This window comes from Bacillus sp. FSL R5-0422 (genome assembly GCF_038610765.1).
In the GTDB taxonomy this organism is placed as follows: domain Bacteria; phylum Bacillota; class Bacilli; order Bacillales; family Bacillaceae; genus Bacillus; species Bacillus pumilus_O.
The window spans coordinates 2,554,179-2,578,952 of sequence record NZ_CP152014.1 but is presented as its reverse complement, the minus strand read 5'-3'; the positions used below and the strand labels follow the sequence as shown (position 1 = coordinate 2,578,952).

Here is a 24,774-nt window from a genome sequence, read left to right as displayed (position 1 = left end):
TTATTTAGAAGTAGGAATCAAGCTTTTACAGAGCGGTTTTCTCTCATTTGTCTGCTTCTTGTTCAAGAAGTGAATCTTCTTTTGTATAAGCATGTTCTACCTTACAAATTCGGGTTGTATAGGCTTCATACCAATCCTTTTTCCCTTTTTTTGAACACGCTGATGTGCTGTATGTGCTTTCCATTCTTTGATAGCTACTAATGAATTCCAGTAAGAAACAGTGATTCCAACGCCATGTTCATCTCTTACACTTTCTATTCCAAGAAAGCCGTCTAGTTCTTTCGCTAATTCTTCCATTTTTTGAGCAGCCGCAGCGTATTCCTTCTGCTCGACATTTGTTCGTTTTGATGTGAAAATCACGGCATAATAAGGTGTTGCAGGTGCTTGAGTAAATAACATCTGATAGAACCTCCTTTTGTCTAACATATTATATATGAAAGAAAGTCTCGTAGTCTTTTTGTTTTAATTTAAAAAAGTCCAAGGTGCTTTATGATTATTTATATTTCTGTAAAATCATCTCATAAACATTACCTTGTTCACTTTTCTGACATATTTTTCTTGTATAAAATAGAGTCGAATAAGATGAATAAGGGGGAATGAAAGTGTCGTTATTGATGAAAAGGAGTTTACAGATTCTCGTTGCATTTGCATTGGTGATTGGTTCAATGGCTTTTATCCAGCCTAAAGAGGTGAAGGCGGCTGAGCATAATCCAGTGGTGATGGTACATGGTATTGGAGGAGCGTCTTATAACTTTGCTTCGATTAAAAGTTATTTGGTTGGACAAGGCTGGGATCGAAACCAATTATTTGCTATCGATTTCATAGACAAAACAGGGAATAACCGCAACAATGGTCCTCGTTTATCTAGATTCGTCAAAGATGTGCTAGACAAAACGGGTGCCAAAAAAGTAGATATTGTGGCTCATAGTATGGGCGGAGCGAACACATTATACTATATTAAGAATCTAGATGGCGGCGATAAAATTGAAAACGTTGTCACAATTGGTGGAGCAAACGGACTCGTTTCAAGCAGAGCATTACCAGGCACAGATCCAAATCAAAAAATTCTTTACACATCTGTCTACAGCTCAGCTGATCTTATCGTCGTCAACAGCCTCTCTCGTTTAATTGGCGCAAGAAACGTTCTGATCCATGGCGTTGGCCATATCGGTCTATTAACCTCAAGCCAAGTGAAAGGGTATATTAAAGAAGGACTAAACGGTGGAGGACAGAATACGAATTAAAAATGAAAAAGACAGCGACTTGTGCTGTCTTTTTTGATGTCATCGCTATATGGCAGCTACTAATTGGTTAAGGAGGCAACAGGTTGACACACAGACTCAAGCAATATTTCTTCGGATACTATCTCTATTTTCCATGCTCATTTCTCATCATCTATTTCATTTGGATGAAGTTCGTCAAATCAGTTCAAATAGGTGAGGTGCTGTCTAATTGTACATCGATTCTCGGTATCTATTACATCATCGCTAGTGTGTGGTTCGTCTTTTTGATGAAAAAGCAGTAAAAGCGTGTACAAAAGAATCACCATTCCTTACACTACATGTAGTGTATAAGAATCTTCGGAGGTGAGCGTTTGTGCAAACGAGTCAAAAGGCTTTGATCATTGTTGATGTACAGAAGGCGTTCGAGCATGAAAAGTGGGGCGAACGAAATAATTTAGAGGCAGAGAATAATATCAGCCAGTTATTGAGGTTTTGGAGAGAGAAAGGCTGGAAAGTCATTCATATTCAGCATACAGCCGACAATCCAGACTCTTTGTTTCATCCGGCAAATGAAGGACATCTGTTCAAAGATATTGCCAGACCGTTAGAGGAAGAAACGGTGATCCAAAAGAAAGTGAATAGCAGCTTCATTGGTACGAACTTGGAAGAACAACTAAGATCAAGCCATATGGACACGGTCGTGATCGTAGGGCTCACAACACCGCATTGTGTATCCACAACCACAAGAATGAGCGGAAATCTTGGCTTTGATACGTATCTGATTTCGGACGCAACAGCAGCCTTTGGGCTAACAGATCAAACCGGTACATATTTTGACCCAGAAACGATCCACCGGCTCTCACTTGCAACCCTGCATGATGAATTTGCGACTGTTATGACAACAGAGCAGCTCATTGCAAAATGGACAAGTCAAGAATGAACGTTTGAAAGCTCCTAGAAAGATATCTAGGAGCTTTTTTGCGTATTAAGCGATTGTTTTCGTTGTTTCTTACGTGAGTAAACGAGATCAATCTCAATAAATAAAAAACTGACAAAGAATGATAAAATCAATACGCCGTAATCCCCTATCGATACATTCATAAAGTTTAAGTAAAGGACATACTTGATAGAGAGATGAAAAACGATCCAAGAACTCACCCATTCCAAAGCATAAGTGAGCCATACAGGAAGTTTAAGGAGATAAGCCAGTCCTTTTCCTATGAATAGAAGGACAGGTGACCAAAAGACAACGATAACACTCACGAACAAAGAGAAAGAGATCAAAGAAAAAAACGAATCATACGCGATGGTTTCTCCAAAAAGAAAATTCACGCCTAAAACAGTGATGTATAGCAATACACTTGGAACCGCAATCACAAAGCAGAGAGAAAAAAAGAGCAGGAAGATAAACAGACTTGCAGCAAATCTATTTGGCGGTTCATCTATGATTTGTTTTTTTCTTAAAAGTGAATAGGCGATAGCAGCTACCGCTAAGAGTAAGAATATAATGATTGTGATACTATACATGGAACTCCTCCATCTAAGTACTATAGAAGACCATCCGATTGGATATGTCATCCATCATCATTGTATCAATATTTCCCTATATTTGTATACGGTGATTTGGAGGGGCCGTATTTGAAGAAAGAATGTAAACAAAAAACCCTAGACCACCTTGAATAATCAAGGGATCTAGGGTTTTTTTGATCTCTCTTTTGAGAGTCATGAAATTAACGAGAGTAGAACTCAACGATTAGTTGTTCGCTGATTTCAGGCGCTAATTCAGAACGCTCTGGAAGACGAGTGAAAGTTCCTTCAAGCTTTTCAGCATCGAAAGTAAGGTATTCAGGAACGAAGCTGTTCACTTCAACTGATTCTTTCACAACTGCAAGGTTTTGAGATTTCTCACGAAGAGCAATCGTTTGACCTGGTTTCACAGAGAAAGATGGGATGTCTACACGGCTTCCATCAACAAGGATGTGACCATGGTTAACTAGCTGACGAGCTTGGCGACGAGTACGAGCAAGGCCAAGACGGTATACTAAGTTGTCAAGGCGAGTTTCAAGAAGAATCATGAAGTTTTCACCTTGTTTACCAGGAAGTTTATCAGCTTTGTCAAATAGTGTACGGAATTGACGTTCGTTCACACCGTACATGTGACGAAGCTTTTGCTTCTCTTGTAATTGTAAACCGTATTCAGATAGTTTTTTGCGTTGTCCTGGACCATGTGGGCCTGGAGCGTAAGGGCGTTTTTCAAGTTCCTTACCTGTTCCGCTTAATGAAATGCCTAAACGGCGGGAAATCTTCCAACTTGGACCTGTATAGCGAGCCATAATGTGACTCCTCCTTATTTGTTTTTATTTGTGAAAAATAAAAACCGTCTGTTCTTTGTCTTTTCCGTCATTATGTTTTCATGCATCCTCGCTCCAGCAGCAGGGAGTTACAAGATGCACCTTCCTATAGAAGGAACAAAATGATACAAAAAAGCCGAACAAAAAGGCTGCCATATTTCACACAAACTCTATTATATGATGCTGGATAGGAGAAGTCAACCTATTTAGGGGCAATGGCGATGCTTCGCGTCTGCGAAGAAAAATAAAAAAGCAGACAATGCGCCTACTTTTTTGTAAGATTATGCATTTGTAGAGGAAGACAACGCCTTTTGGAGTACCTCGGTCAATTGAATTAAGTAGGTTTCATCTACTTCACTGAAACGGTCTTTCACAGGACTGTCAATGTCGAGAACCCCAATGATCTCTCCATTTACTTTGAGCGGAACGACAATTTCAGATTGTGATGCTGCATCACATGCGATATGTCCAGGGAATGCGTGCACATCAGCGATACGCTGGACTTCACCTGTTGCAAAGGCAGTACCGCAAACGCCTTTCCCAGATGGAATACGCACACATGCAGGCAGTCCGTTAAACGGTCCGAGCACAAGCTCATCGCCTTTAGCCAAATAAAATCCTGCCCAATTGACCTCTGGGAGTGAATGATACAATAGCGCCGCCGCATTTGCTAGGTTAGCAATTAGATCTGGCTCACCATCTGTAATGGCTTCGACCTGTTTAACGAGCAATTGATAGTCTTTTGATGGATCGCCAGACTGTTTTTCGACATGAAACATGAAAATCTCCTACTTTCTATCTCAAAAATACATAACTTGCATCTCACATGTGGGATTTGTCGAGCAATAGTAAAAGGAACTTCCGCCTTCATCTTGAAGTATGTACTCATGAAGAGGGGTGAGCGGATGAAAACATCAACAACCGTGCAAACAAAAGATCGTATTATTGAAGCTGCCATCAGACTTTTTAACCAAAAAGGATTTTCTGGAACCTCTGTCCGTGAGATTGCGAAGGAAGCAAATGTCAACGTTGCCCACATTTCTTATTACTTTCAAGGAAAAGGAGGGCTGCTTGAGCAGCTCGTATCCGAATTTTATGAAGGCTATATTCACATGATTGAATCACATATCCATCACATGGAAACTCGTCATGCAAAAGAATGCTTATTACATGTGGTTTTTGATATTTTATCTTATCAGCACAAGCACCGTCAATTAACCCGTTTCGTTTATCGAGAGGTGACGATTGATTCGACGCTCATTAGAGAAATTATGTCGACCTATTTAACGAAAGAAAAATATTTGTTTCAGCTCATCATTGAAAAAGGAAAAAGCACCCATGTGATTTGTGAGCAGCTCTCCATCGCATCTTTTATGATTCAGCTGAAATCACTACTTATGATGCCCTATTTACAGCCGCAATATTTAATGGAGGTGCTTTACTTAAATCCAAATGAGCCTTATTTCTATCAAACATATTTTAAGGAACTGAGCCGCTCTCTTCATCATTTACTAGAACCAAAAAAGCAGGCGTTAGATTCTCATTTAAAACTCATAATGTCTTCGAATTGATCATAAGCATATCCGAGATCTTCCGCTTGATGGGCATCAGACCCAAATATAAGCGGAATTTTTTTCTGTTTTGCAAGATCAATCATCCATTGATCTAAATAGATACTTCTGGCATATGTTTTACGAAGACCTGATGTATTAAAATCTAAGGACATGCCTTTTTTTGCCGTTTCTTCAAGACAAAGGGTAACCTTTTGACAAAGTGCAGGTGTCATCTCAAATGGGAAAAGCTGTTTGAATTTCTGCACTAGGGTGATATGACCGATTCTATTTGGCTTATATCGACCTAAAGATGATAGAATAGAAGAATGAATTTGGTCATAGTAGTTTTGATAGACCTGTTCGATGCTGCCATAGAGGCTTATTAGCTGCTGGAAGGCATGCTCGTCAAAATCAAGGCAAATATAATCATCGCCAGCAGGAAGAAAGTGAACAGACAAAATGCTATCGTCTAGTTCTGGACCATAGCAGTCTAAAAAGGCACTTGTTTCCTCTTCATACTCTTTGATATAGTCAACCTCAAGCCCAGTTTTTACTATTAATTGTCCTTTGTATTCCTGTTTCAGCTGATCCAATTTCGTTATATACGATTCAAGTTCTTGAAGCTTCATGGCACTATCCTGCGCTGGTGTTGGATCATGGAACGATGGAGGCAGAGGGGCATGCTCAGTAAAGGTTATGGAATCAAATCCCTTTTTGATGGCTTTTTCAATATAAGAATGAAAAGAATCAGGCGTGCCGTGCGGGCAAAACGGTGTATGTAGATGTGCATCTTGCTTCAGCATGTCGTCACCTCTTGTCGATATTTTGAAAAACGTCATGTTTATCAGTGAAAATAATGAAAAATCATGACCAAAAATGCTGGTTACATGGTATCATAATAACAATGAAAACGACAGCTTCCGCATACATAAAAGCAGGTCACATGAATACGTGTGATCAAATGATAGAAAGCGCTCAAATACTTTCTTGAAAAACATACATAAAACCGTGAATGGATGGTATTGGAAAACATACGATCCTGTTTATAAAAAGACAAATGCAAAGCGGACACGAAAGGGTTCTCAGGTCTACTCGGGACACTTTTACCCTGACATCACTTAGATCACAACAAGGGGGCTCATTATGGAGTTTATCATCGGTTTAATTGTCATTTTGCTTGCTTTGTTTTCAGTCGGTTATTTCCTCAGAAAAAATATATATAAAGAGATTGACCGATTGGAAGCATGGAAAATTGAAATTTTAAACAGATCAATTGTAGAAGAAATTTCAAAAATCAAACACTTAAAAATGACCGGAGAAACAGAGCAATTTTTTGAAAGGTGGCGTGCAGAGTGGGACGATATCGTCACAGCCCATCTTCCAAAGGTAGAGGAGCTATTATATGACGCAGAAGAGTATTCTGATAAATATCGATTCTCCAAAGCCAAGCAGGTTCTAACTCATATTGAGGACTTGCTGAGTGCTGCTGATTCGAACATCGAAGACATTTTAAAAGAAATTGCAGACCTTGTCACAAGCGAGGAGCAAAATCGCAAGGACATTGAAAAGGTCAAAGAGCAATACCAAACGGTTCGAAAAAATCTGCTTGCGTACAGCCATTTATATGGCACCCTTTATGACAAAATGGAGCAGGACTTAGATGAGGCCTGGGAAGGGATTAAGCAGTACGAGGAAGAAACAGAAAACGGAAACTACATGAAAGCAAGAAAGATATTGCTTGAGCAAGACCGCAGACTCGACCAGCTTCAACTATATATCAATGATGTACCAAAGCTTATTGCAGACTGCAAACAAACCGTACCAGGTCAGCTGACGAAGCTGAAAGACGGATATCAAGAAATGTCGGAAAAAGGCTACAAGCTGGAGCACATCCAGATCACGAAAGAGCTGGAGACTTTAAACAAACAGCTTGCGAGAGCGGAAAAATTGCTCATTGATGAACTCAATTTAGAAGAGGCATCAAGCATTCTGCAAATGATCGATGATGCGATTGAGACGCTGTATGATCAGCTGGAGGCGGAAGTAGAGGCAGGTCAGGAAATCAAAAGCAGAATGCCTGAGCTCACAGAAGCATTCGAAAAGCTTGAGCAAGATCACACACAAACAAAGGCAGAAACGGCTCTTGTAAAAGAAAGCTACAAGCTGACAGCAGGAGAGCTCGATCAACAGAAAGCCTTCGAAAAACGTTTAGAAGAAATTGAAAAGCTGATGAAACAAATCCGTGAGAAGCTTGATCGTGATCACGTGGCATATTCATTACTAATGGATGAAATCAATCAGCTGGAGACCTTTATCGAAGATGCAAAAGCATTGCATGACACATTTAAAGGTCATCTCCAATCATTAAGAAAAGAAGAATTACAAGCGAGGGAAACACTGGCTGAGCTTAAAACGATGTTGACAGATACAGTACGTCAGCTACATAAAAGCAATATTCCAGGTGTACCTGCTGAGATGAAAGAGCGGGCTGAAAAAGCACAGGAGATGATTCATCAAGTGCACGAGCAGCTAGAAAACCTGCCACTCAACATGACAGCAGTAAATCAACAATTAAAAGAAGCCTCTGACACAGTCAGGAATGTTGTGGATGAGACAGAAGAAATGCTTAGTAAAGTGGATCAAATTGAACGAATCATTCAATATGGCAATCGCTTTAGAAGTCAAAACCATATTCTTTCAGAACAATTAAAAGAGGCGGAACGAAGATTTTACGCTTATGATTACAACGGATCATTTGATATAGCAGCAGCAGCTGTTGAAAAAGCATCACCAGGCGCTGTACAAAAGCTATTAGCTCAGCAAGAAAAAGAGTATCAGCATCAATAAAAAAGCTGAAGTCCATTTACAGGACTTCAGCTTTTTTCTGTTAAGATGCTTGTTTCTCCCGCTTTTGGGAAGCAGAAGAAGTGATGAGAGAAAGAATGAACCCAATGACCACTCCGAAAATAGCAGGAACAACCCATCCAATACCAAGGTCATATAAAGGTAATATCGTTTGGAAGAGATCCTCCACTGGTCCAATCGGGAGTTTCGCTGCTACTAAGCCGTCAAACAAACTGACGCAGCCTGTTAAAATCAAAGTAAGGACGTAAACAGGTCTTCTTTGACCAATCCATCTATCTGCTAACGACAAAACAATGATGACAATCGCTAATGGGTAAATGGCAGTTAAAACTGGGACAGAGAAAGCAATAATATGAGCAAGTCCAAAATTTGAAATGATAAAACTGAATAATGTCACGAGTGTAACGACCATTTTATAAGAAAGTTTAGGTAATAAATTCGAGAAATACTCTCCGCATGATGTAACGAGACCGATACTTGTCGTTAAACAAGCAACCGTAATCGCAGCACCCAACACAATATTTCCTAAGCTGCCAAATAAGAATTGAGAAGACTGAGCCAAGATTTTACTACCATCTCCAACAAAACCAATGGCATGTGTACTTGAAGCGCCTAAATAAGCAAGAGATAGATAAACAAATGTTAATCCGCAAGCTGCAATCAGACCCGCTTTGATACAAGCAGATGTCAGTGCCTTTTTACTTGTCACACCGCGTCCTTTAATGGCGTTGATGACAACAACCCCAAACACTATAGAAGCAAGAGCATCCATGGTTTTATAGCCCTCTAAAAATCCTTTAAAAAATGATCCGTTGCTATAGGTTACATCAGGTGTGCCAATGACGCCCATCGGCGTTAAAATGGCTTTGACAATAATGATAAAAATAATCGTAAATTTAATCGGTGTTAACACTTTTCCTACACGGTCTACAATCTTCGTTGGATTTAGAGCAAGATAATACGTAATACCAAAAAAGACAAGTGTGAATAAAAGAAGTGAGAGCCAAGCTGGTACACCTGCTAAAAAGGGTAATGCACCAATTTCATATGAAACCGTTCCTGTACGAGGAATAGCGAAAAGTGGCCCAATAGATAAATATAAAATGACGGTAAACGCTGTTCCAAAAGCTGGGTGAGCTTTATCAGCTAATCCTTTCGCATCTCGACCTGTCAGAGCGATTGCAATAATCCCTAGAAGAGGTAAACCGACACCTGTTAATAAAAATCCGCCCATTGCTTTCCACACATTTTGCCCAGCATATTGCCCAAGCTCTGGTGGATAAATCATATTACCGGCGCCGAAGAATAGAGCAAACAGCATAAAACCTATGATAACCGTATCTTTCGTCGACAAAGTTGCCTTCATTGCATTTAAAGCCTCCATTATTATGTTGAAATATTCTGTTAATTAGTTGCTAGGTAACCGTTCATCATTAACAATCACTAATTATAAAGGATGTACGCCTGATGTCAACATGTGTTTTCGTACAAAAGTCATGAATTTTTCTATTTTAGTATATGGAGAACAATAAAAAAACATCCCCCTCCAATGGAGAAGGGGATGTTTTGGCTTGCAATGATTATGAGGCAAGCTGCTTGGGCGGGCTGGTAAACATGGAAATAAGTAAACCAACTATAGCACCGATAATAGCTGGTATGATCCAGCCAATGCCTAAATCGTAAAACGGAACAATTGATTTCAAGATGCCAGGCAATCCGCCTAGATTCACTTCGGCAGCTAATAATCCATCAATGATGGCAAAGAAACCAGTAAATATGAGAGAAACGATATAAATGATTCTTCTGCCATTAATCCAGCGATCAAGGAATGACAATAAAATAATAACAATAGCTAGTGGATAGATCGTCACAAGAACTGGAACAGATAGAGAGATAATTTGTGCCAGTCCAAGGTTTGCAACCAGTGTACTAAATAAAGAAACGATCAGAACGACTGTGCGATAAGACAGGCTAGGGAAGAGCTTTGAAAAATATTCTCCACAAGATGAAATAAGTCCAACACTAGTCGTTAAACAAGCGAATAAAATGGCTGCGCCAAGAACAATGTTACCAGCAGAACCGAATAAAAAGTTGGCAGAAAGTGAAAGCAGTTTGCCTCCTTCATTTGCTCCAACCATTCCCGTCGCATCGGGGCTTGAAGCACCCACATAAGCAAGTGAAATGTAGACTAATGCTAGCCCAACAGCTGCCACGAGTCCTGCTTTAATACAAGCTGCTGCAAGAGATTTCCGTTCCGTGATGCCTCTGTCCTTAACAGCTGTCACCACGACGATTCCAAATACGATAGAAGCGAGAGCATCCATTGTTTTATAACCTTCTAAAAATCCAGTAAAGAGCGGATTTGCCTTATAGCTTGCATCAGGAGCACCGATCATTCCCATTGGCGTAGCAATGGCTTTAATGACAATAATAGCGATAACAGTTAATAAGATCGGTGTCAAAATTTTCCCAATTCGATCAACCAGCTTTGAAGGATTTAAAGCAAGCAAGTATGAAATAGTGAAAAACACTACGGTAAAGATGAATAGTGGTATCCATGAAGTGGCTTGGGTACCTGAGAGAAATGGAGCTAATCCTATCTCATATGAAACCGTACCAGTTCGTGGGATAGCGAAAAATGGCCCGATAGATAAATACAAAATCACGGTGAATATGGTCCCGAATTTTGGATGTGCTTTATCCGCAAGGCCCTTTGCACCGGTACCTGTAAGGGCAACTGCAATCACCCCAAGAAGCGGAAGTCCTACTCCTGTGAGCAAAAATCCACCTATGGCAAGCCATACATTTTCACCCGCATATTGTCCAAGAACAGGTGGGAAAATCATATTTCCTGCACCAAAGAATAATGCAAAAAGCATCAAACCAATGGCTAGCGTCTCTTTTATACTTAAACTATTTTTCAAAATAGTCCCTCCTTAATCAGTGTTGTGTGCCAAATTAAAATATTCTGACAATTAAAATGTTTATGTGCCATTGGCACTATGGATGATATAGTGAAAATGGAAAGTTGTCAACTGCCATTTTCAGAAAATTCTCTGTCTGACTTCATTATGGTAACATATAAATGCATTTATTTTTTAAGTTTTTTTGTAAGGAGTTACAATATGATCTATCTTGATAATAGTGCAACAACCAAGCCTTATCCAGAGGTTTTACAAGTATATCAGCAAGTGAGTGAACGTTTTTTTGGAAATCCATCATCGCTTCATCAGCTCGGAATTGATGCAAGCCGGCTGCTAAATGAAACGAGAAAACAAATGCTTCACTATACAGGCTTGAAACAATATGAGATTATTTTTACTTCTGGTGCAACAGAAGCAAATAACATTGCCATTAAAGGAGCAGCTCTCGCCAAAATGAACCGGGGGAAACATATTGTGACAACAGCAATTGAACACCCCTCTGTCATCGAATCGTTTGAACAGCTAAAGGCTTTATTTGGTTTCGATATCTCCTATATTCGAGTAAATGAGCATGGCCATGCAGATATGAAACACTTAAAAGAAGTGCTTCGTCCTGATACAGTACTTGTCAGCATGATGCACGTCAATAACGAAACGGGTGCCATCCAGCCGATCGAAGAAGCTGCTGGCATGATTCGTGAGCATGCTGAAAATGCCCTATTTCATGTCGACGGGGTGCAGGGAATGTGCAGAGTAGCACTTAATAAACAGCTGGATATCGATCTTTTGACGATATCAGGCCACAAAATCCATGGCTTAAAGGGCACAGGAGCGCTCTTTTTAAAGAAAGGTATAGTGCTTGCCCCTTTTATCACAGGAGGAGATCAGGAATTAGGCCTGCGCTCAGGTACAGAAAACCCTGCTGGTGCTGTCAGCCTAGCAAAAGCCATGAAACAATCATTCGAGCTGCAAAAAAAACATCATAATGAAATGCTCAACTTAAAAACGCAGCTGCATAAGCAGCTTGGAGAAATAGAAGGTATTGTGATCAACACATCGCTAACGCAAAGTGCGCCGCATATTGTCAATTTTTCAGTTCCAGGTATTCAAATCGAGGTCCTTCTCCATATGCTTGAAAAAGAAGGCATTTATGTCTCGACAACCTCTGCGTGCTCAGCTAAGAAAAAGGAGCCGAGCCAAGTTCTCCTAGCGATGGGGAAATCGGAAGAAGCGGCAAAAAGCAGTATGAGAATCAGTTTGACGTATGGACAAGGACCAGAGCTAGCACCGCAAATCATCACATCGATCGCACAAAGTGTGAAAAAATTAAAAGGAATGAGATAACAACATGAAATATGATCATATTTTAGTCCGTTTTGGTGAAATTTCAACAAAAGGGAAAAATAGAAAGAAATTTATTGAAAAACTAAGGCAGCATATCCGGTTTGTATTGAAAGACTTTGTAGCATTAAAATATGCATCTGATAGAGACCGCATTACGATTATGCTGAACGGAGAAGACCCTGAACCGATTTCAGAACAGCTTAAAGGTGTATTTGGCATTCAAAGCTTTAGTCTGGCGGTGAAATGTGAGACAAATCTTGATGCCATTAAAGAAGCGGCACTCACAGCGGTACAGGAAGTGTATGAACAAGGAAATACATTTAAGGTCTCAACGAAACGGTCTTATAAACAATTTGAACTTGATTCAAATGAAATGAACCGTGAAATTGGTGGACATGTGCTGAGGAATACAGAAAACTTAACGGTCAATGTCAAACAGCCGGATGTGCATTTGCGTATTGAAATAAGAGAACAGGCGACATATATTACATTTAAAGATGTCAAAGGTGCAGGCGGATTGCCGGTTGGTTCAAGCGGAAGAGCGATGCTCATGCTTTCAGGAGGCTTTGACAGCCCAGTTGCCGGCTATCAAGCGATGAAACGCGGTATTCAAATTGAGGCTGTCCATTTCTTTAGTCCCCCATATACAAGTGAACGTGCCAAGCAAAAGGTCATTGATCTGACAGAATGCTTAGCAGCATATGGAGGCGAAATAAAACTTCACATCGTCCCTTTTACAAAAATTCAAGAGCTGATTCATAAACAAGTACCTGAAAACTATACGATGACTTCAACAAGAAGAATGATGCTGAAAATTGCAGATGAAATAAGAGAGAAGCGTGATGCTCTTGCAATTATTACTGGTGAAAGCCTTGGACAAGTCGCAAGTCAAACACTTGAAAGCATGTATGCCATTAACCATGTGACCAATACACCAATCATTCGCCCGCTTATTGCGGTTGATAAGAATGATATTATTGATGAAGCGAGACGAATTGGTACTTACGAGACAAGCATTCAGCCTTTCGAGGATTGCTGCACGATCTTTACGCCGCCGTCTCCTAAAACAAAACCAAAGCTTGAGAAAGTAGAACGCTACGAAAGCTTTGCTGATTTTGAGCCAATGCTTGATGAGGCAGTGGAGCAAATCGAAACGATCATCGTCAAAAATGAGAAGAAAGCGGCAGACGAATTCGCTGATTTATTCTAAAATAAAAATTTCATAATAATTACCATAAAATCAATCGCATGAAGTCATGTGTTTCTACACATTCTATATTCACAAGGAGGTGAGAACACATGGCTCAACAAAACAGACAAAGCAGTTCTAACCAATTACTAGTACCAGGCGCTGCACAAGCAATCGACCAAATGAAGTACGAAATCGCTTCTGAATTCGGTGTAAACCTTGGTGCAGAAACAACAGCTCGCGCTAACGGATCAGTTGGTGGAGAAATCACTAAGCGTCTTGTATCTTACGCTCAACAACATATGGGTGGCGGATCTTTCTAAGACACACAATTAAAAAGCTATGGCTTAGGAGCGGGATTATTCCCGCTCTTTTCTTTTTGTACATAAAAATAGTTTGAATATTTACAAAAAAGAAGACGAATTGAAAAAATTATGGCATAATACTAGGAGTAGGTCCTAATTCAAGCATTTTTCAGTTATGAGTGTTAGAATGGGTAAATTGAAACATGTTTCGTTTCATAGAAAGAGGCTAAAAGGAGCTGTACCATGAAAAGAGAAGACTTAATTGCACCAGAACAATATAACTTAGTCAGTGAGATTGAAGCGTTCAGTCATGACAAGGAGAAAATGGCCCTGCACTGGCAGGATGGAAATGGCCACGAAGCACATGTGACATATGCAGCTTTAGTGGAAGAAGCAAATAAAATTGGTCATGTATTATTAAATGCAGGCTTTAAAAAAGGCGATAAAATCATTGTGATGGTGCCGCGCATGCTAGAGGCATACAGCATTTATTTAGCGATCTTGAAAACAGGAATGGTCGTCATTCCTTGTTCAGAAATGCTGCGTGCAAAAGATTTAGATTACCGAATTGAACATGCAGAAGCAAAGGGAGCGATCGTTTATTCTTCATTCATTCAATCGTTCGACGGAACCCAAAAACCAAACGATTTTAAAACATTCTCAATCGGTGAAAACGATCATGGTTGGACAAACATTCTCGCGCAAAAGGAAGAGCAATCAAGCGAGCTGCAAATGGCTCCAACAACACGTACTGATATGGCGTTCTTATCCTATACATCTGGTACAACAGGCAATCCAAAAGGGGTTGTTCATACACATGGCTGGGCATATGCACATTTACGCACGGCTGCCAAAGCATGGCTTTCATTTAATGAAGGGGATAAAGTATGGGCGACAGCAGGACCAGGGTGGCAAAAATGGGTGTGGAGTCCTCTCTTATCAGTGTTAGGAAGCGGGGCAGAAGGTTTTGTATACGGAGGGAAGTTCAATCCAAATACGTACTTAGAACTGCTTCAAAAAAATGAAATCAATGTCCTATGCTGTACGCCGACAGAATACAGATTTATGGCGAAAGTAGATGACTTAAGTCAGTACGAGCTTCCAAAGCTACATAGTGCCGTGTCTGCGGGAGAGCCGCTCAACCGTGAAGTCATTGATACATTCAAAAAGCATTTTGATATAGAAGTACGAGACGGCTATGGCCAAACAGAAAGCACACTGCTCGTAGGGGTGCTAAAAGGAATGGACATCAAGCCTGGGAGTATGGGAAAACCAACACCTGGAAACGAAGTCGAGATCATTGATGAGGACGGCAGCATATGCGCTCCTGGAGAAGTAGGTGACATTGCGGTTCATCTTGAAACGCCGGCTTTATTTAAGGAATACTACAAAGATGAAGAGCGTACGAAGGCGCAGCGCCGCGGGAATTACTTTATTACCGGTGATCGAGCGAAAAAAGATGAAGATGGCTACTTCTGGTTTGAAAGCCGCAGAGATGATATCATCGTCAGCTCAGGCTATACCATTGGGCCGTTTGAAGTAGAAGATGCGCTCATTAAACACCCAGCAGTGAAAGAATGTGCGGTTGTGGCGAGTCCAGATGAAATCAGAGGATCCATCGTGAAGGCATATGTTGTCCTACGTGATGAATCAGCACAAAGTGATGAGCTAATCAAAGAGCTGCAAACACATGTGAAAAACACAACAGCACCTTACAAATACCCAAGAGAAATTGAATTCATTGACGAACTGCCAAAAACACCGTCAGCGAAAATCCGTCGTGTCGAGCTGAGAGAAAGAGAGCTTGCACGAAAAGGATCTTGATGAATAAACGAAAAGCGTTTGGATGAAAGCATCCAGCGCTTTTTTTATGGATCATCAATTCTGCTGGAAAAGATCATGATGTTTTATGTTAAAATGTGTAGGAATTGCTGGAAAAGGAGAATGTTAGAAGGTGTTCATTGCCATCGTTCATGGAATTGTGCTTGCCTTTGGCCTCATTTTACCATTGGGCGCACAAAATGTATTTGTATTTCAGCAAGGAGCACTTCAGCCGCGATTATATCAGGCTTTACCTGTCGTTATCACTGCTGCTCTTTGTGACACACTTTTAATTGCGTTAGCTGTCATTGGGGTTTCTGTTGTGGTGTTCACCATTCCGATGTTGCAAATGTGTCTTTACCTCATTGGATTTTGTTTTTTAGTATATATGGGATGGTCCGTGTGGAACACAAACTCATCAACAGGTGCTAAAGAGAAGCAGGAATTCATGCCTGCGAGAAAACAAATTCTTTTTGCCTGTTCAGTTTCACTTTTAAATCCCCACGCCATTCTCGATACCATTGGCGTGATTGGCACAAATTCGCTTCAATATAACGGGGCAGAAAAATGGGCGTTTACCCTCGCTTGTATCATCGTGTCATGGTTATGGTTTATTGGGCTCGCTCTTTTAGGGAAGATGCTAGGGAAGTTAGATACAAACGGGAAGTGGATGAGCCGTATCAATAAAGCTTCAGCAGTCATGATTTGGCTTGTCGCGTTATACATTGGGTATCAATTGATTGTATAAAAGTACATAGTGAAAAAGAGAGAAGCGTTTGGGCTTAAAAGTCCTGCGCTTTTTTGTGTATTGAAAAGGCTATTTAGCTAGTGTCAGTATGATCTCAATAGGAAGATCACACATTCAATTGCCTAGAGGAAATGATAAGTCATAGGATATATGCTACATTATTTCTAGTTAATTTATTGGTAAAAAAAGTCTATTACATTATTTTCCTTAAGAAGTTATAATTTTGATTAAGTTTACTAAAGGAGGTTAAATGATGAAGATAAGAAAAATATTTTGTGTGTTATTGTTCATATCACTTTTATTCGGACAATACCCTGTAGGAAAGGCAGTTACCATAAAGGAGAACGAGCCCTTTAAAAAGATACAAAATGATAAAGTAGCAGAAAAATGCATTAAAAAGGCAAAAAGAAGCTCTCAATTTTTACAGGCAAAAGAATTAGTCGAAAAGCAAGGTTATCTATTAAATGGAGAAAGTGCAGTAGTTCATTTGAACGCTGCTAAAACGGATGTTGTTTATTTTTATCTGAAAAAGAAGGAGACAGATCATCAGCTATTAAATAATGTTTCCTTCATTGCCGTTTCACTAGGTCAAATAAAAGCCCACTATATTCAACTTGCAGAATACGATGAGAAAGGGAATTTGAACTCATATTTCTTTCAAAATGGAAAAATGAAAAATAAGTTCCATATCAATCAAAAAGGGGAGTTTTTAAAAGGATCTTTTACCTATGGTGAAAATGATGCAAAGCAAGATATGATGGAATTAAATAAGAAAATTTTCCAGATGGATGAATCGGAAATTCAAACGAGTTTTAATTGGAACAAGTTTTGGAATTGCTTAAAAAAGAAAAGCGGCCCGAATGAATCTCTTCCGCTGCGTTCAATGGTTCTAGGAGCTTGTTATTATATTTGTTTTACGGGACCCGCTAGCTGTATAGCATGTGCAGTGATTAATGGAGGGATATCTGCAGGATTAGCCGGTTATTGTGTAAAAAAAGTTTGGTGAATGGGGGGTTTTTAGAATGGCTCATAAAGAACAGCGCAAGGGAGTAGTTCTTGCAATTTTTGATACGTTGACATTTGGTATACCAGTGTTGCTATGGAATTTATATAAGAATACAAGCACCACATTGAAATTCATGATCCCGATCATTCCCATTGTTGGTCTCATTACGTATCTTTTAGCATCTCTTGATTAATAAAATAAAATATCCTTTGCATGAGCGATACGCTCATGCTTTTTTAGGTTCTTTTTTGAAAATCGTTTGATTTAAAAGGCGGAGAGCTTGAATGATATCATCCATTTGTTCTATATCGGAGGAAGATAGGCTGTCTAATAGCACCCCTTCGATATGCTGGAAGGCTTCATTCATACAAGCACGGCCTTTGTCAGACAGCTTAATGACATGTTTTCGTTTGTCATCACGGTCTTCTTCTCTATCAATGAATTGTTTCTCGTGCAGTTTTTTCAGTTCTCTACTGACATTCGGAAGAGACATGTGCTGACAGTCGGCAATTTCACTTGGCGTAAGCGGCTCGCTGACAGCTAGTTGCTCTAGTATTAAGTATTGTAAGGTTGTTAGGTTAGCTGGTTTGACTTTGTTCATCAGGGCGTGCTTCAGCTCTGAAAAAGTAGAAGCGAATGCGACGAATTCCTTGAAGAAATGGGGATGTTTCATGTTTATCACCTCCTACGTAACATACCAAAATTATTATCAAAAAACAATTATCATTTGACAACTACTTGATAGGAGTATATCATTTAGTTATCAAATGATAATAAAAGGAGATTATACATGAATGTACTCATTATTTATACTCACCCCCATCACAATAGTTTAAATGGTGCTTTTTTAAAAGAAATCATGAAAGGCACTGAAGAGAATCCGCTAGTTCATGAAGTGAAAATCATCGATTTATACAAAGAAGAATTTGATCCTGTGCTGGTTTTTAATCAAGAGAAAAAAAGACGTGACATGCATAAGGACCCTGACATTCGGGTGTATCAGGAGAAGATCAAATGGGCGGACAAAATCGTGTTCGTATATCCTATTTGGTGGGGAAGACCTCCAGCCATGCTGCTTGGTTTTATTGATCGCATGTTTGCTGCGAATTTTGCTTATCGTCAAACAGGCGGGCTGCTTCCCGAAGGACTATTAAAAGGAAAAAGTGCTGTTTGTGTATCGACGATGCAAGGGCCAACCAACTACCCTTTGTTCTTTTTGCAAAATGCACACAAGATGTTAATGAAACGAGCCCTCTTACAATATGTCGGAATCAAACCTGTGAAGTTCTTTGAGTTCGGCATGATGGAAAGCCCAAAAGGAAAACATGACGTCAAATTAAAGCGTATTTACAACTATTTCAGAAAAATTAGCTAATCAACCAATTAGTGAGTCACTTTTCTTCTAATTTGATCCTTTTATGTTCTAAAATGACAGTGAGGATGGGAGAACTCTTCCTCGTCATTTGAAAAGGGGGATATGGATGAAGAAAACATTGTTTAAAGACGCGGCGATTTTAACACTTGATCCAACTGTAGGTTTTTTAGAAAAAGGAGATTTATTAATTGAAGGGACACACATTTTAGAGGTCGGACCTTTCATTGAAGCAAATGAGGCTGACATTGTCGATGCGTCCGATATGGTGATCATGCCGGGGCTTGTGGATACACATCGCCATGTGTGGCAGTCAGTCATCAGAGGCATAGGCACAGACTGGTCTTTGCAGACATATTTGAGCAAAATCTATTATGGGAACTATGGTGCGATGAGAAGCCCCTCTGATGATCGGATCGCGAATTATTTAGGGGCATTAGAGGCTTTAGATGCAGGAGTGACCACGTTTTTAGACTGGACGATGATCAATTCAATGGATCATACAGAAGAGCTCATCGGAGGGTTAAAGGATGCTGGCATTCGAGCTGTTTTTGCTTTCGGTACCTCTGGAGATGCTGAGTATTGGGATAGGGAGAGCACGCTCACCAATATGGAGGATGCAGCACGCGTGAAAAAAGCACATTTTCAATCATCAGATCAGCTTTTGACAATGGGGCTTGCGATTCGTGGACCAGAATTTTCTTCATGGGAAACTTCAGTATTTGAAATCGAAACAGCCCGGTCGCTAGATGCTCTATGCAGTATGCATATTGGCTTTGGGAACTGGGGAGCGGAGGATCGTTCAATTGAGCGGCTTCACAAAGCAGGGTTACTTGGGCCTGACCTTAACATGGTGCATATCAATGCAATCGATGTAGATCAAATGAAGATGCTGGCAGACAGCGGAAGCTCCATATCCATTACACCTGAAATTGAAATGATGATGGGTCACGGTTATCCAGTGACAGGACTTGCGATTGAACAAGGTGTTCTTCCAACACTTGGTGTAGACGTGGTCACGGCGACAGGCGGAGATTTATTTGCTCAAATGAAGTTCGGGCTTCAGGCAGAGCGCGCGCTCCAAAATCAATCATTGCTCATGGAAGGAATTATGCCGGGGCCTGACCTTGGAATTTCTGCTCAACAAATGCTTGAAGCTGCGACGATCAATGGGGCTCGTGCATTACAGCTTGATCATAAAATTGGCTCGCTCACACCTGGAAAAGAGGCTGATTTCATCCTAATCGACCGGACAAGCATGAATCTTCTGCCGATGACAGATCCGGCTGGAGCGGTTGTCCAAACGGCACACCCTTCAAATGTTGACTCTGTTTATGTGGCTGGAAAAGCAGTAAAACGAAACGGAAAGCTTGTCGATGTAAATCTAGAAGAGGTCAAACGGAAAGCTTATGCGGCAAGAGATCATATTCTATCGCACAAGTTTGAATCAACGCCATCATAAACAAACAATCCCCATAGGTAGCTGCCTATGGGGATGAGATTACAAGGATTCTTTAATGACCTTTTTATAATATTGGACAGAAAGGAATCCGAAGATAGAATATAACACCGTATAAATCGACATGACGATGAGCATTGGTGTCCACAGTTCACCGCCGAATAAAAACCAGCCTGACTGTACTGCAAAGTAGCTGTGAAGCAACCCGACAATGAGCGGAATCCCAAAGTTAAATAGCTGTTTGAGCCGAATACCTTTTAATAGATCCTTCTCAGTAAAACCAAGCTTACGCAAGATCGTGTAAGAGCTTTGTTCTTCTTCACTTTCATTCATCTGCTTGAAGTATAAAATACAGCCTGATGTGACAAGGAAGCTGAGACCTAAAAATCCGACCACAAACATCATCAGTCCTATTGTTTGCTTTTGCTGCTGAGCTGAAGCCAATTGAGACATGCTGTTGTTACCTAGTTTTAAAGAGGTAAACACATCATTCGCTTGTTCAAGGTTTTGATCATCTTTTATATTGACTGCGTGATATTGATTATGCTCAACCTGAAGTTTAGGATCTTTCTGCTGGTCAAGCTGCTCAAAGACACTTTCACTGACGACAGCAACAGGTAGACCACCAAACGTGAAGTTGTAAGAGATGAGATAATCTTTCTTCATATCAATGACCTTTAAATCAAGGGGTTTCTTGATAAGTAGTTTCACATCACCTGAGTTTTGAATCGGCATGAATTTCTTCAATAAATCACTGTAGCCGCTTAAGATGACTTCGTTGCTTTTTACATGAATATTTGGTGCGTTTTTCTCACTGATCACAGGTAGAGTTAAGACACCTGGGTCATTATTCATATTTTTTATCTCTGAATCCATGATCTTCTTTGCATCAAACTTCGCTTGAATGACTTTGAATTGCTGTGTTTCATACGCAATATGTTTGTCAGAAAGTGCACGAGTGAAGGTAGTGGTTTCTTTCTCTGATCCCATAACGAAGTGTGATGGGATCTGTTGTTCAGCGGTTTTTTCTGCTGAGTAATAGGAAATATAGCTTAAAGATAACAACCCGATAGCCAGTGCAGATACCGTTGTAATAATTGTTAAAAGCAGTGCGTTTGATTTTAAACGGAACATAATAGATGACAGAGACAGGACTTCATGAATGGCTAGATAGCCATTTTTTCTTTTACGTACGATATTGGCAATGAATGAAACAGAGCCTTTATAGAAAAGAAAGGTACCGATAATGACAGAGCCAAGAATATAAATCATCGCTAAAAGTAACGCAAGCATGGACGTATATGAGCCGGTAAAAAGCTGAGAAGAAATATAATAGCCTGAACTAATCAAGACAATACCGAAAACCCCAATGATGATCTCAAACACAGAGATTTTTTTCACACGCTGCTCTGTAGAAGACGTGGTTCTAAACAAAGATAAAATCGTCTGTCTATTAATAAACCATCGATTTCTTAACATAATTAATCCATAGATGATGAAAAAAACGATCAGTGTCTGCAAAAGGGCCATGCCTGAAAAATGCAGGTTGGCGATGGCGTTCACGCCGGTTACTTTAAATAGCACCATCAGCATGAGCTTTGAACCGATAAAACCAGCTATGATACCAACAGCCATTGAGAACACGTATAGGATAAAGTTTTCTGCATTGAGCAGTTTGGCAATTTTTTGTTTCGTCATGCCAATGAGCTGCAGGAGACCTATTTCTCTCCCTCTTCGTTTAATAAAAATGCTGTTCGCATATAACAAGAAGATCCCAACAATGGCAATGAGTAGGACCGAAGCGGCTTTGATCGACGCACCGCCCTTAATGGACCCCTTTACATCATCAAGTGCTGGTGAGTACTGCAAGGTGACAAAAGAAAAGTAGAGCGCCACACTAAACACGAGAGCAAACACATATAAATAGTAATTCTTCAAATTTTTCTTCAAGTTACGGAGGATGAGCTGATTAATGTTCATGCTTCACACCACCTAAAACACCTTGCGTTTTCATAATATCCTCGAAAAACATCTTTCTTTCTAAAGCACCTTTATTCAGCTGAGTATAGATTTGTCCGTCCTTGATAAAAATGACGCGTCTTGAATAGCTGGCTGCGACAGGGTCATGTGTCACCATGACAATGGTCGCTTTTCGTTTGCGATTGAAATCTTGCAGTTTATTGAGTAAATCAGAGGCAGATTTGGAATCAAGCGCTCCGGTAGGTTCATCCGCGAAAATAAGACTCGGTTCATGAATGAAGGCACGAACCGCTGATGTCCGCTGCTTTTGTCCACCAGAGAGCTCATTCGGATATTTGTCTCTTAGTTCATAAATGCCCATGTCCTCCGCAAGCTGTTGAAAACGTTCGAAAGCTTCTTTCTTCGGCGTTTTGGAGATAGATAATGGTAAGAGGATGTTCTCTTTGACCGTGAGTGTATCAAGTAAGTTATAATCCTGAAAAACAAAGCCAAGCTGCTTTTTTCTAAATTCAGCAAGCTGCTGATCCTTCATTTCTGTCATCTCAGCATCTGCAATACGAATGGATCCGCTGGACACATGATCGATAGAGGACAATACGTTTAGAAGGGTTGTTTTCCCTGATCCTGATGGACCCATGATGCTGACGAATTCTCCAGCTTCAATCGTCAAGTCAATGCCACTCAGCACCTCTTGTTTGTTGAATTTATTGCCGTAGCTTTTATATATTTTGCGAGCTTCTAAAATGTTCATTTGTTGATCCCCTTTTCTATTTAATTGATATCTCTAGTATAAAAAGAAGCCCGCCGCACTTCCTTCGATTTGGCGAACAAAACAGACGAGCATGTGACATTGTTGTCACATGCTCGCAATATGCACAAAATCATTCTTTTTCGGAAAGATGAAGGTGAAGGTTGTACCTTGATCTATCATGGAGTTGACCTCGATCTTGATATGAAGAGCGTCTGCTCCTTTTTTCGTTAAATAAAGCCCCATTCCTGTTGAGGCGGTGTCATTGTGGTGTCTCGTTGAGGTAAAGCCTTTTTCAAAAATACGAGACAGATCTCTTGGGTCTATTCCTCTGCCTTGATCTGTGATCGTCAGCATCACTTGGTCATTGATGTGCTTGCTTTCAATGGCAATATCAGACGAATGACTATACTTGACTGCATTTGTGAGCACCTGTCTGATCATAAAGGATAACCATTTTGCATCACTTAATACGTGACGTTCTTCTAGCGTGAGTTCAAACCCGATTCCTTTTTGCATGCACCATGATTGGAGCGCTTTGATTTCCTTTGCTAGGATACTTTGCAGGTCCAGCTGTTCAATAAATAAATCATTTTCGATATGACGTATTCTGCTTCGGTGCAACTGGGCGTCGAGTAATAAATGGATTCTGAGCCATTCGTATGTCATATTCGATTTCAGTGGCTGCTCTGTTAAGCGGTCAATCATCAAGTGCATCGCTGTGAGAGGTGTTTTCACTTCATGTATCCATGAGAGCAATTCATCCTTCTCTTCTTCAAGGGCGATTTGTTGTTCTGCCGCCATCTTCCGGTAGCGGTCAATTTGCTCAGACGTCGCATCATGTACAAGCTGTTCAAATGGGGAAGATGGCGTGAGCCGCATTTGATGATCAATATGATCATCCCATTCTTTCAGACGCACATAATACGCCGTTTCTTTACGGTATCGGAAAAAGAGAAAGATGATCATGAAAAACGTAGATAATAACACAATATAAAAAAGAGACGCCATTGGAATGGTCGTATCCAAAAAAGCAACAAACAGAATGAGGAGCTGCAAACTAAGAAAGAACAGAATCCAGCTTCTTCGTTCCTTTAAAAATGCTTGCAGCATCAATGATCATCCTTTTCTTTTGCAAGATAGCCTTGGCCCACTTTTGTCTCAATGTAGGTGCCAAGAGAGATCTCATCTAGTTTTTTTCTAAGGCGATTGACGTTCACAGTAAGTGTATTGTCACTGACAAACCGTTCATCCTCCCACAGTGCTTGAATGAGCGATTCCCGGCTGACAATATGATTTTTATGTTGAATCAATTCCTTGAGAATAAACAGTTCATTTTTCGTTAATTCCACTTCACCGTGATCATTTGTGACGGTGTTTTTTTCTAGATCAATCGTAGCGCCGCACCATACCTTTAAGCTGGCAGGTTCTGCATTATAATCATGTACTCTGCGAAGAACGGCGCTGACTTTGGCAATGAGCACGTCAAAGTGAAACGGCTTTTGTACAAAATCATCGGCGCCGAGCTGCATTGACATGACCATATCAGCAGGATGATCACGAGAGGAGAGGAAGATGATCGGTACATTTGAATGATGCCGAATCATCCGGCACCAGTGAAAACCATCGTATTTTGGAAGCTGTATATCAATAATGACGAGATCAGGCTGAACAGAAGTAAATTCCTGCATCACCTGTTGAAAATCGTGAATCCCATAAACATCATAGGACCAGTTCACTAGACGTTCTTTGATTTCTTGGAAGAGGGTTGTATCGTCCTCAATCAGTAGAATTTTAAACAAAACCAGCACCACACTTTTTGTATTCGCTTGTATGTAATTGTAGCGGAAAAAAGGCGCTGCCGCTAGAAGCAGACAAGAAAAAAG

Annotated in this window: 25 protein-coding genes and 1 pseudogene; 14 read left to right on the top strand and 12 right to left on the bottom strand. The window is 40.3% G+C overall.

What is annotated here, in order from left to right; all coding sequences use genetic code 11:
• Positions 1-43: 43 nt before the first annotated feature.
• Positions 44-399 (bottom strand): annotated as a pseudogene (locus MKX52_RS13145) (antibiotic biosynthesis monooxygenase).
• Positions 400-665: 266 nt separating this feature from the next.
• On the opposite strand from MKX52_RS13145, the gene MKX52_RS13140 reads away from it, so the two are divergent.
• From MKX52_RS13140 to MKX52_RS13130, 3 genes are all read left to right on the top strand, one after another.
• Positions 666-1,244, top strand: a complete 579-nt coding sequence (locus MKX52_RS13140) for a triacylglycerol lipase (protein ID WP_236832329.1) — start codon at positions 666-668, stop codon at positions 1,242-1,244.
• Positions 1,245-1,327: 83 nt separating this feature from the next.
• Positions 1,328-1,525, top strand: coding sequence for a hypothetical protein (locus tag MKX52_RS13135; protein WP_088003585.1), 198 nt, complete (start codon positions 1,328-1,330; stop codon positions 1,523-1,525).
• A gap of 71 nt (positions 1,526-1,596) precedes the next feature.
• Positions 1,597-2,163 (top strand): cysteine hydrolase family protein, encoded by a 567-nt coding sequence (locus MKX52_RS13130; RefSeq protein WP_342490836.1) that lies wholly within the window; start codon positions 1,597-1,599, stop codon positions 2,161-2,163.
• Positions 2,164-2,189: 26 nt separating this feature from the next.
• Here MKX52_RS13130 and MKX52_RS13125 read toward each other — a convergent pair whose 3' ends face one another.
• From MKX52_RS13125 to MKX52_RS13115, 3 genes are all read right to left on the bottom strand, one after another.
• On the bottom strand, positions 2,190-2,750 hold the full coding sequence (locus MKX52_RS13125; protein ID WP_342490835.1) for a hypothetical protein: 561 nt from the start codon (positions 2,748-2,750) through the stop codon (positions 2,190-2,192).
• A gap of 203 nt (positions 2,751-2,953) precedes the next feature.
• Positions 2,954-3,556: a 30S ribosomal protein S4 gene (gene rpsD / locus MKX52_RS13120; RefSeq protein WP_003216816.1), complete on the bottom strand. Its 603-nt coding sequence runs from the start codon at positions 3,554-3,556 to the stop codon at positions 2,954-2,956.
• A gap of 299 nt (positions 3,557-3,855) precedes the next feature.
• Positions 3,856-4,353 carry a GAF domain-containing protein gene (locus MKX52_RS13115; RefSeq protein ID WP_119125235.1) on the bottom strand — a complete coding sequence of 166 codons (498 nt, stop codon included), beginning with the start codon at positions 4,351-4,353 and terminating at the stop codon, positions 3,856-3,858.
• A gap of 126 nt (positions 4,354-4,479) precedes the next feature.
• On the opposite strand from MKX52_RS13115, the gene refZ reads away from it, so the two are divergent.
• Entirely contained in the window at positions 4,480-5,145 is a 666-nt protein-coding gene (refZ, locus tag MKX52_RS13110; protein ID WP_342490834.1) for a forespore capture DNA-binding protein RefZ, read from the top strand.
• Here the strand turns inward: refZ and hisJ are convergent.
• Positions 5,115-5,930: a histidinol-phosphatase HisJ gene (hisJ, locus tag MKX52_RS13105; RefSeq protein WP_335348966.1), complete on the bottom strand. Its 816-nt coding sequence runs from the start codon at positions 5,928-5,930 to the stop codon at positions 5,115-5,117. The two genes, refZ and hisJ, sit on opposite strands and share 31 nt — an antisense overlap.
• A gap of 340 nt (positions 5,931-6,270) precedes the next feature.
• On the opposite strand from hisJ, the gene ezrA reads away from it, so the two are divergent.
• Positions 6,271-7,974 carry a septation ring formation regulator EzrA gene (gene ezrA / locus MKX52_RS13100; protein WP_216886983.1) on the top strand — a complete coding sequence of 568 codons (1,704 nt, stop codon included), beginning with the start codon at positions 6,271-6,273 and terminating at the stop codon, positions 7,972-7,974.
• A 40-nt stretch (positions 7,975-8,014) separates the two neighbouring features.
• On the opposite strand, the gene brnQ (MKX52_RS13095) is transcribed toward ezrA, so the two are convergent.
• Positions 8,015-9,358, bottom strand: a complete 1,344-nt coding sequence (brnQ, locus tag MKX52_RS13095; RefSeq protein ID WP_216886992.1) for a branched-chain amino acid transport system II carrier protein — start codon at positions 9,356-9,358, stop codon at positions 8,015-8,017.
• A gap of 214 nt (positions 9,359-9,572) precedes the next feature.
• The gene (brnQ, locus tag MKX52_RS13090; protein ID WP_144473773.1) at positions 9,573-10,916 is read right to left on the bottom strand and encodes a branched-chain amino acid transport system II carrier protein; all 1,344 of its coding nucleotides are present in this window, start codon (positions 10,914-10,916) and stop codon (positions 9,573-9,575) included.
• Positions 10,917-11,117: 201 nt separating this feature from the next.
• On the opposite strand from brnQ (MKX52_RS13090), the gene MKX52_RS13085 reads away from it, so the two are divergent.
• The 7 genes from MKX52_RS13085 to MKX52_RS13055 all read left to right on the top strand — a co-directional run bounded on the left by MKX52_RS13085 (position 11,118) and on the right by MKX52_RS13055 (position 17,522).
• Complete coding sequence (locus MKX52_RS13085; RefSeq protein WP_342490833.1) at positions 11,118-12,260, top strand: cysteine desulfurase family protein; 1,143 nt, start codon at positions 11,118-11,120, stop codon at positions 12,258-12,260.
• A gap of 4 nt (positions 12,261-12,264) precedes the next feature.
• The gene (gene thiI / locus MKX52_RS13080; RefSeq protein ID WP_342490832.1) at positions 12,265-13,470 is read left to right on the top strand and encodes a tRNA uracil 4-sulfurtransferase ThiI; all 1,206 of its coding nucleotides are present in this window, start codon (positions 12,265-12,267) and stop codon (positions 13,468-13,470) included.
• Positions 13,471-13,559: 89 nt separating this feature from the next.
• The gene (locus MKX52_RS13075) at positions 13,560-13,772 is read left to right on the top strand and encodes an alpha/beta-type small acid-soluble spore protein (RefSeq protein ID WP_012010896.1); all 213 of its coding nucleotides are present in this window, start codon (positions 13,560-13,562) and stop codon (positions 13,770-13,772) included.
• Positions 13,773-13,997: 225 nt separating this feature from the next.
• Positions 13,998-15,578, top strand: a complete 1,581-nt coding sequence (locus MKX52_RS13070) for an acyl--CoA ligase (RefSeq protein WP_342490831.1) — start codon at positions 13,998-14,000, stop codon at positions 15,576-15,578.
• 130 nt (positions 15,579-15,708) lie between these two features.
• Complete coding sequence (locus tag MKX52_RS13065; RefSeq protein WP_342490830.1) at positions 15,709-16,323, top strand: LysE/ArgO family amino acid transporter; 615 nt, start codon at positions 15,709-15,711, stop codon at positions 16,321-16,323.
• 253 nt (positions 16,324-16,576) lie between these two features.
• Positions 16,577-17,329 (top strand): hypothetical protein, encoded by a 753-nt coding sequence (locus MKX52_RS13060; RefSeq protein WP_342490829.1) that lies wholly within the window; start codon positions 16,577-16,579, stop codon positions 17,327-17,329.
• 16 nt (positions 17,330-17,345) lie between these two features.
• Positions 17,346-17,522 (top strand): hypothetical protein, encoded by a 177-nt coding sequence (locus MKX52_RS13055; RefSeq protein ID WP_176372688.1) that lies wholly within the window; start codon positions 17,346-17,348, stop codon positions 17,520-17,522.
• Between the two features lie 33 nt (positions 17,523-17,555).
• Here the strand turns inward: MKX52_RS13055 and MKX52_RS13050 are convergent, their stop codons facing one another.
• Positions 17,556-18,002 (bottom strand): MarR family transcriptional regulator, encoded by a 447-nt coding sequence (locus tag MKX52_RS13050; protein WP_088003614.1) that lies wholly within the window; start codon positions 18,000-18,002, stop codon positions 17,556-17,558.
• Positions 18,003-18,119: 117 nt separating this feature from the next.
• Between MKX52_RS13050 and MKX52_RS13045 the strand changes: the two genes are divergently transcribed.
• Both MKX52_RS13045 and MKX52_RS13040 read left to right on the top strand, forming a co-directional pair.
• Positions 18,120-18,704: an NAD(P)H-dependent oxidoreductase gene (locus MKX52_RS13045; RefSeq protein WP_342490828.1), complete on the top strand. Its 585-nt coding sequence runs from the start codon at positions 18,120-18,122 to the stop codon at positions 18,702-18,704.
• A gap of 106 nt (positions 18,705-18,810) precedes the next feature.
• Positions 18,811-20,163, top strand: a complete 1,353-nt coding sequence (locus MKX52_RS13040) for an amidohydrolase family protein (protein WP_342490827.1) — start codon at positions 18,811-18,813, stop codon at positions 20,161-20,163.
• Positions 20,164-20,202: 39 nt separating this feature from the next.
• Here MKX52_RS13040 and MKX52_RS13035 read toward each other — a convergent pair whose 3' ends face one another.
• From MKX52_RS13035 to MKX52_RS13020, 4 genes are all read right to left on the bottom strand, one after another.
• Positions 20,203-22,140 (bottom strand): ABC transporter permease, encoded by a 1,938-nt coding sequence (locus MKX52_RS13035; RefSeq protein ID WP_342490826.1) that lies wholly within the window; start codon positions 22,138-22,140, stop codon positions 20,203-20,205.
• A complete protein-coding gene (locus tag MKX52_RS13030; RefSeq protein WP_342490825.1) occupies positions 22,130-22,891 on the bottom strand; it encodes an ABC transporter ATP-binding protein in 762 nt (253 codons plus the stop codon). Before MKX52_RS13030 ends, MKX52_RS13035 begins: the two co-directional genes overlap by 11 nt.
• 105 nt (positions 22,892-22,996) lie before the next feature.
• Positions 22,997-24,001 carry a sensor histidine kinase gene (locus MKX52_RS13025; RefSeq protein ID WP_342490823.1) on the bottom strand — a complete coding sequence of 335 codons (1,005 nt, stop codon included), beginning with the start codon at positions 23,999-24,001 and terminating at the stop codon, positions 22,997-22,999.
• The gene (locus tag MKX52_RS13020) at positions 24,001-24,690 is read right to left on the bottom strand and encodes a response regulator transcription factor (RefSeq protein ID WP_148666395.1); all 690 of its coding nucleotides are present in this window, start codon (positions 24,688-24,690) and stop codon (positions 24,001-24,003) included. Before MKX52_RS13020 ends, MKX52_RS13025 begins: the two co-directional genes overlap by 1 nt.
• Positions 24,691-24,774 lie beyond the last annotated feature (84 nt).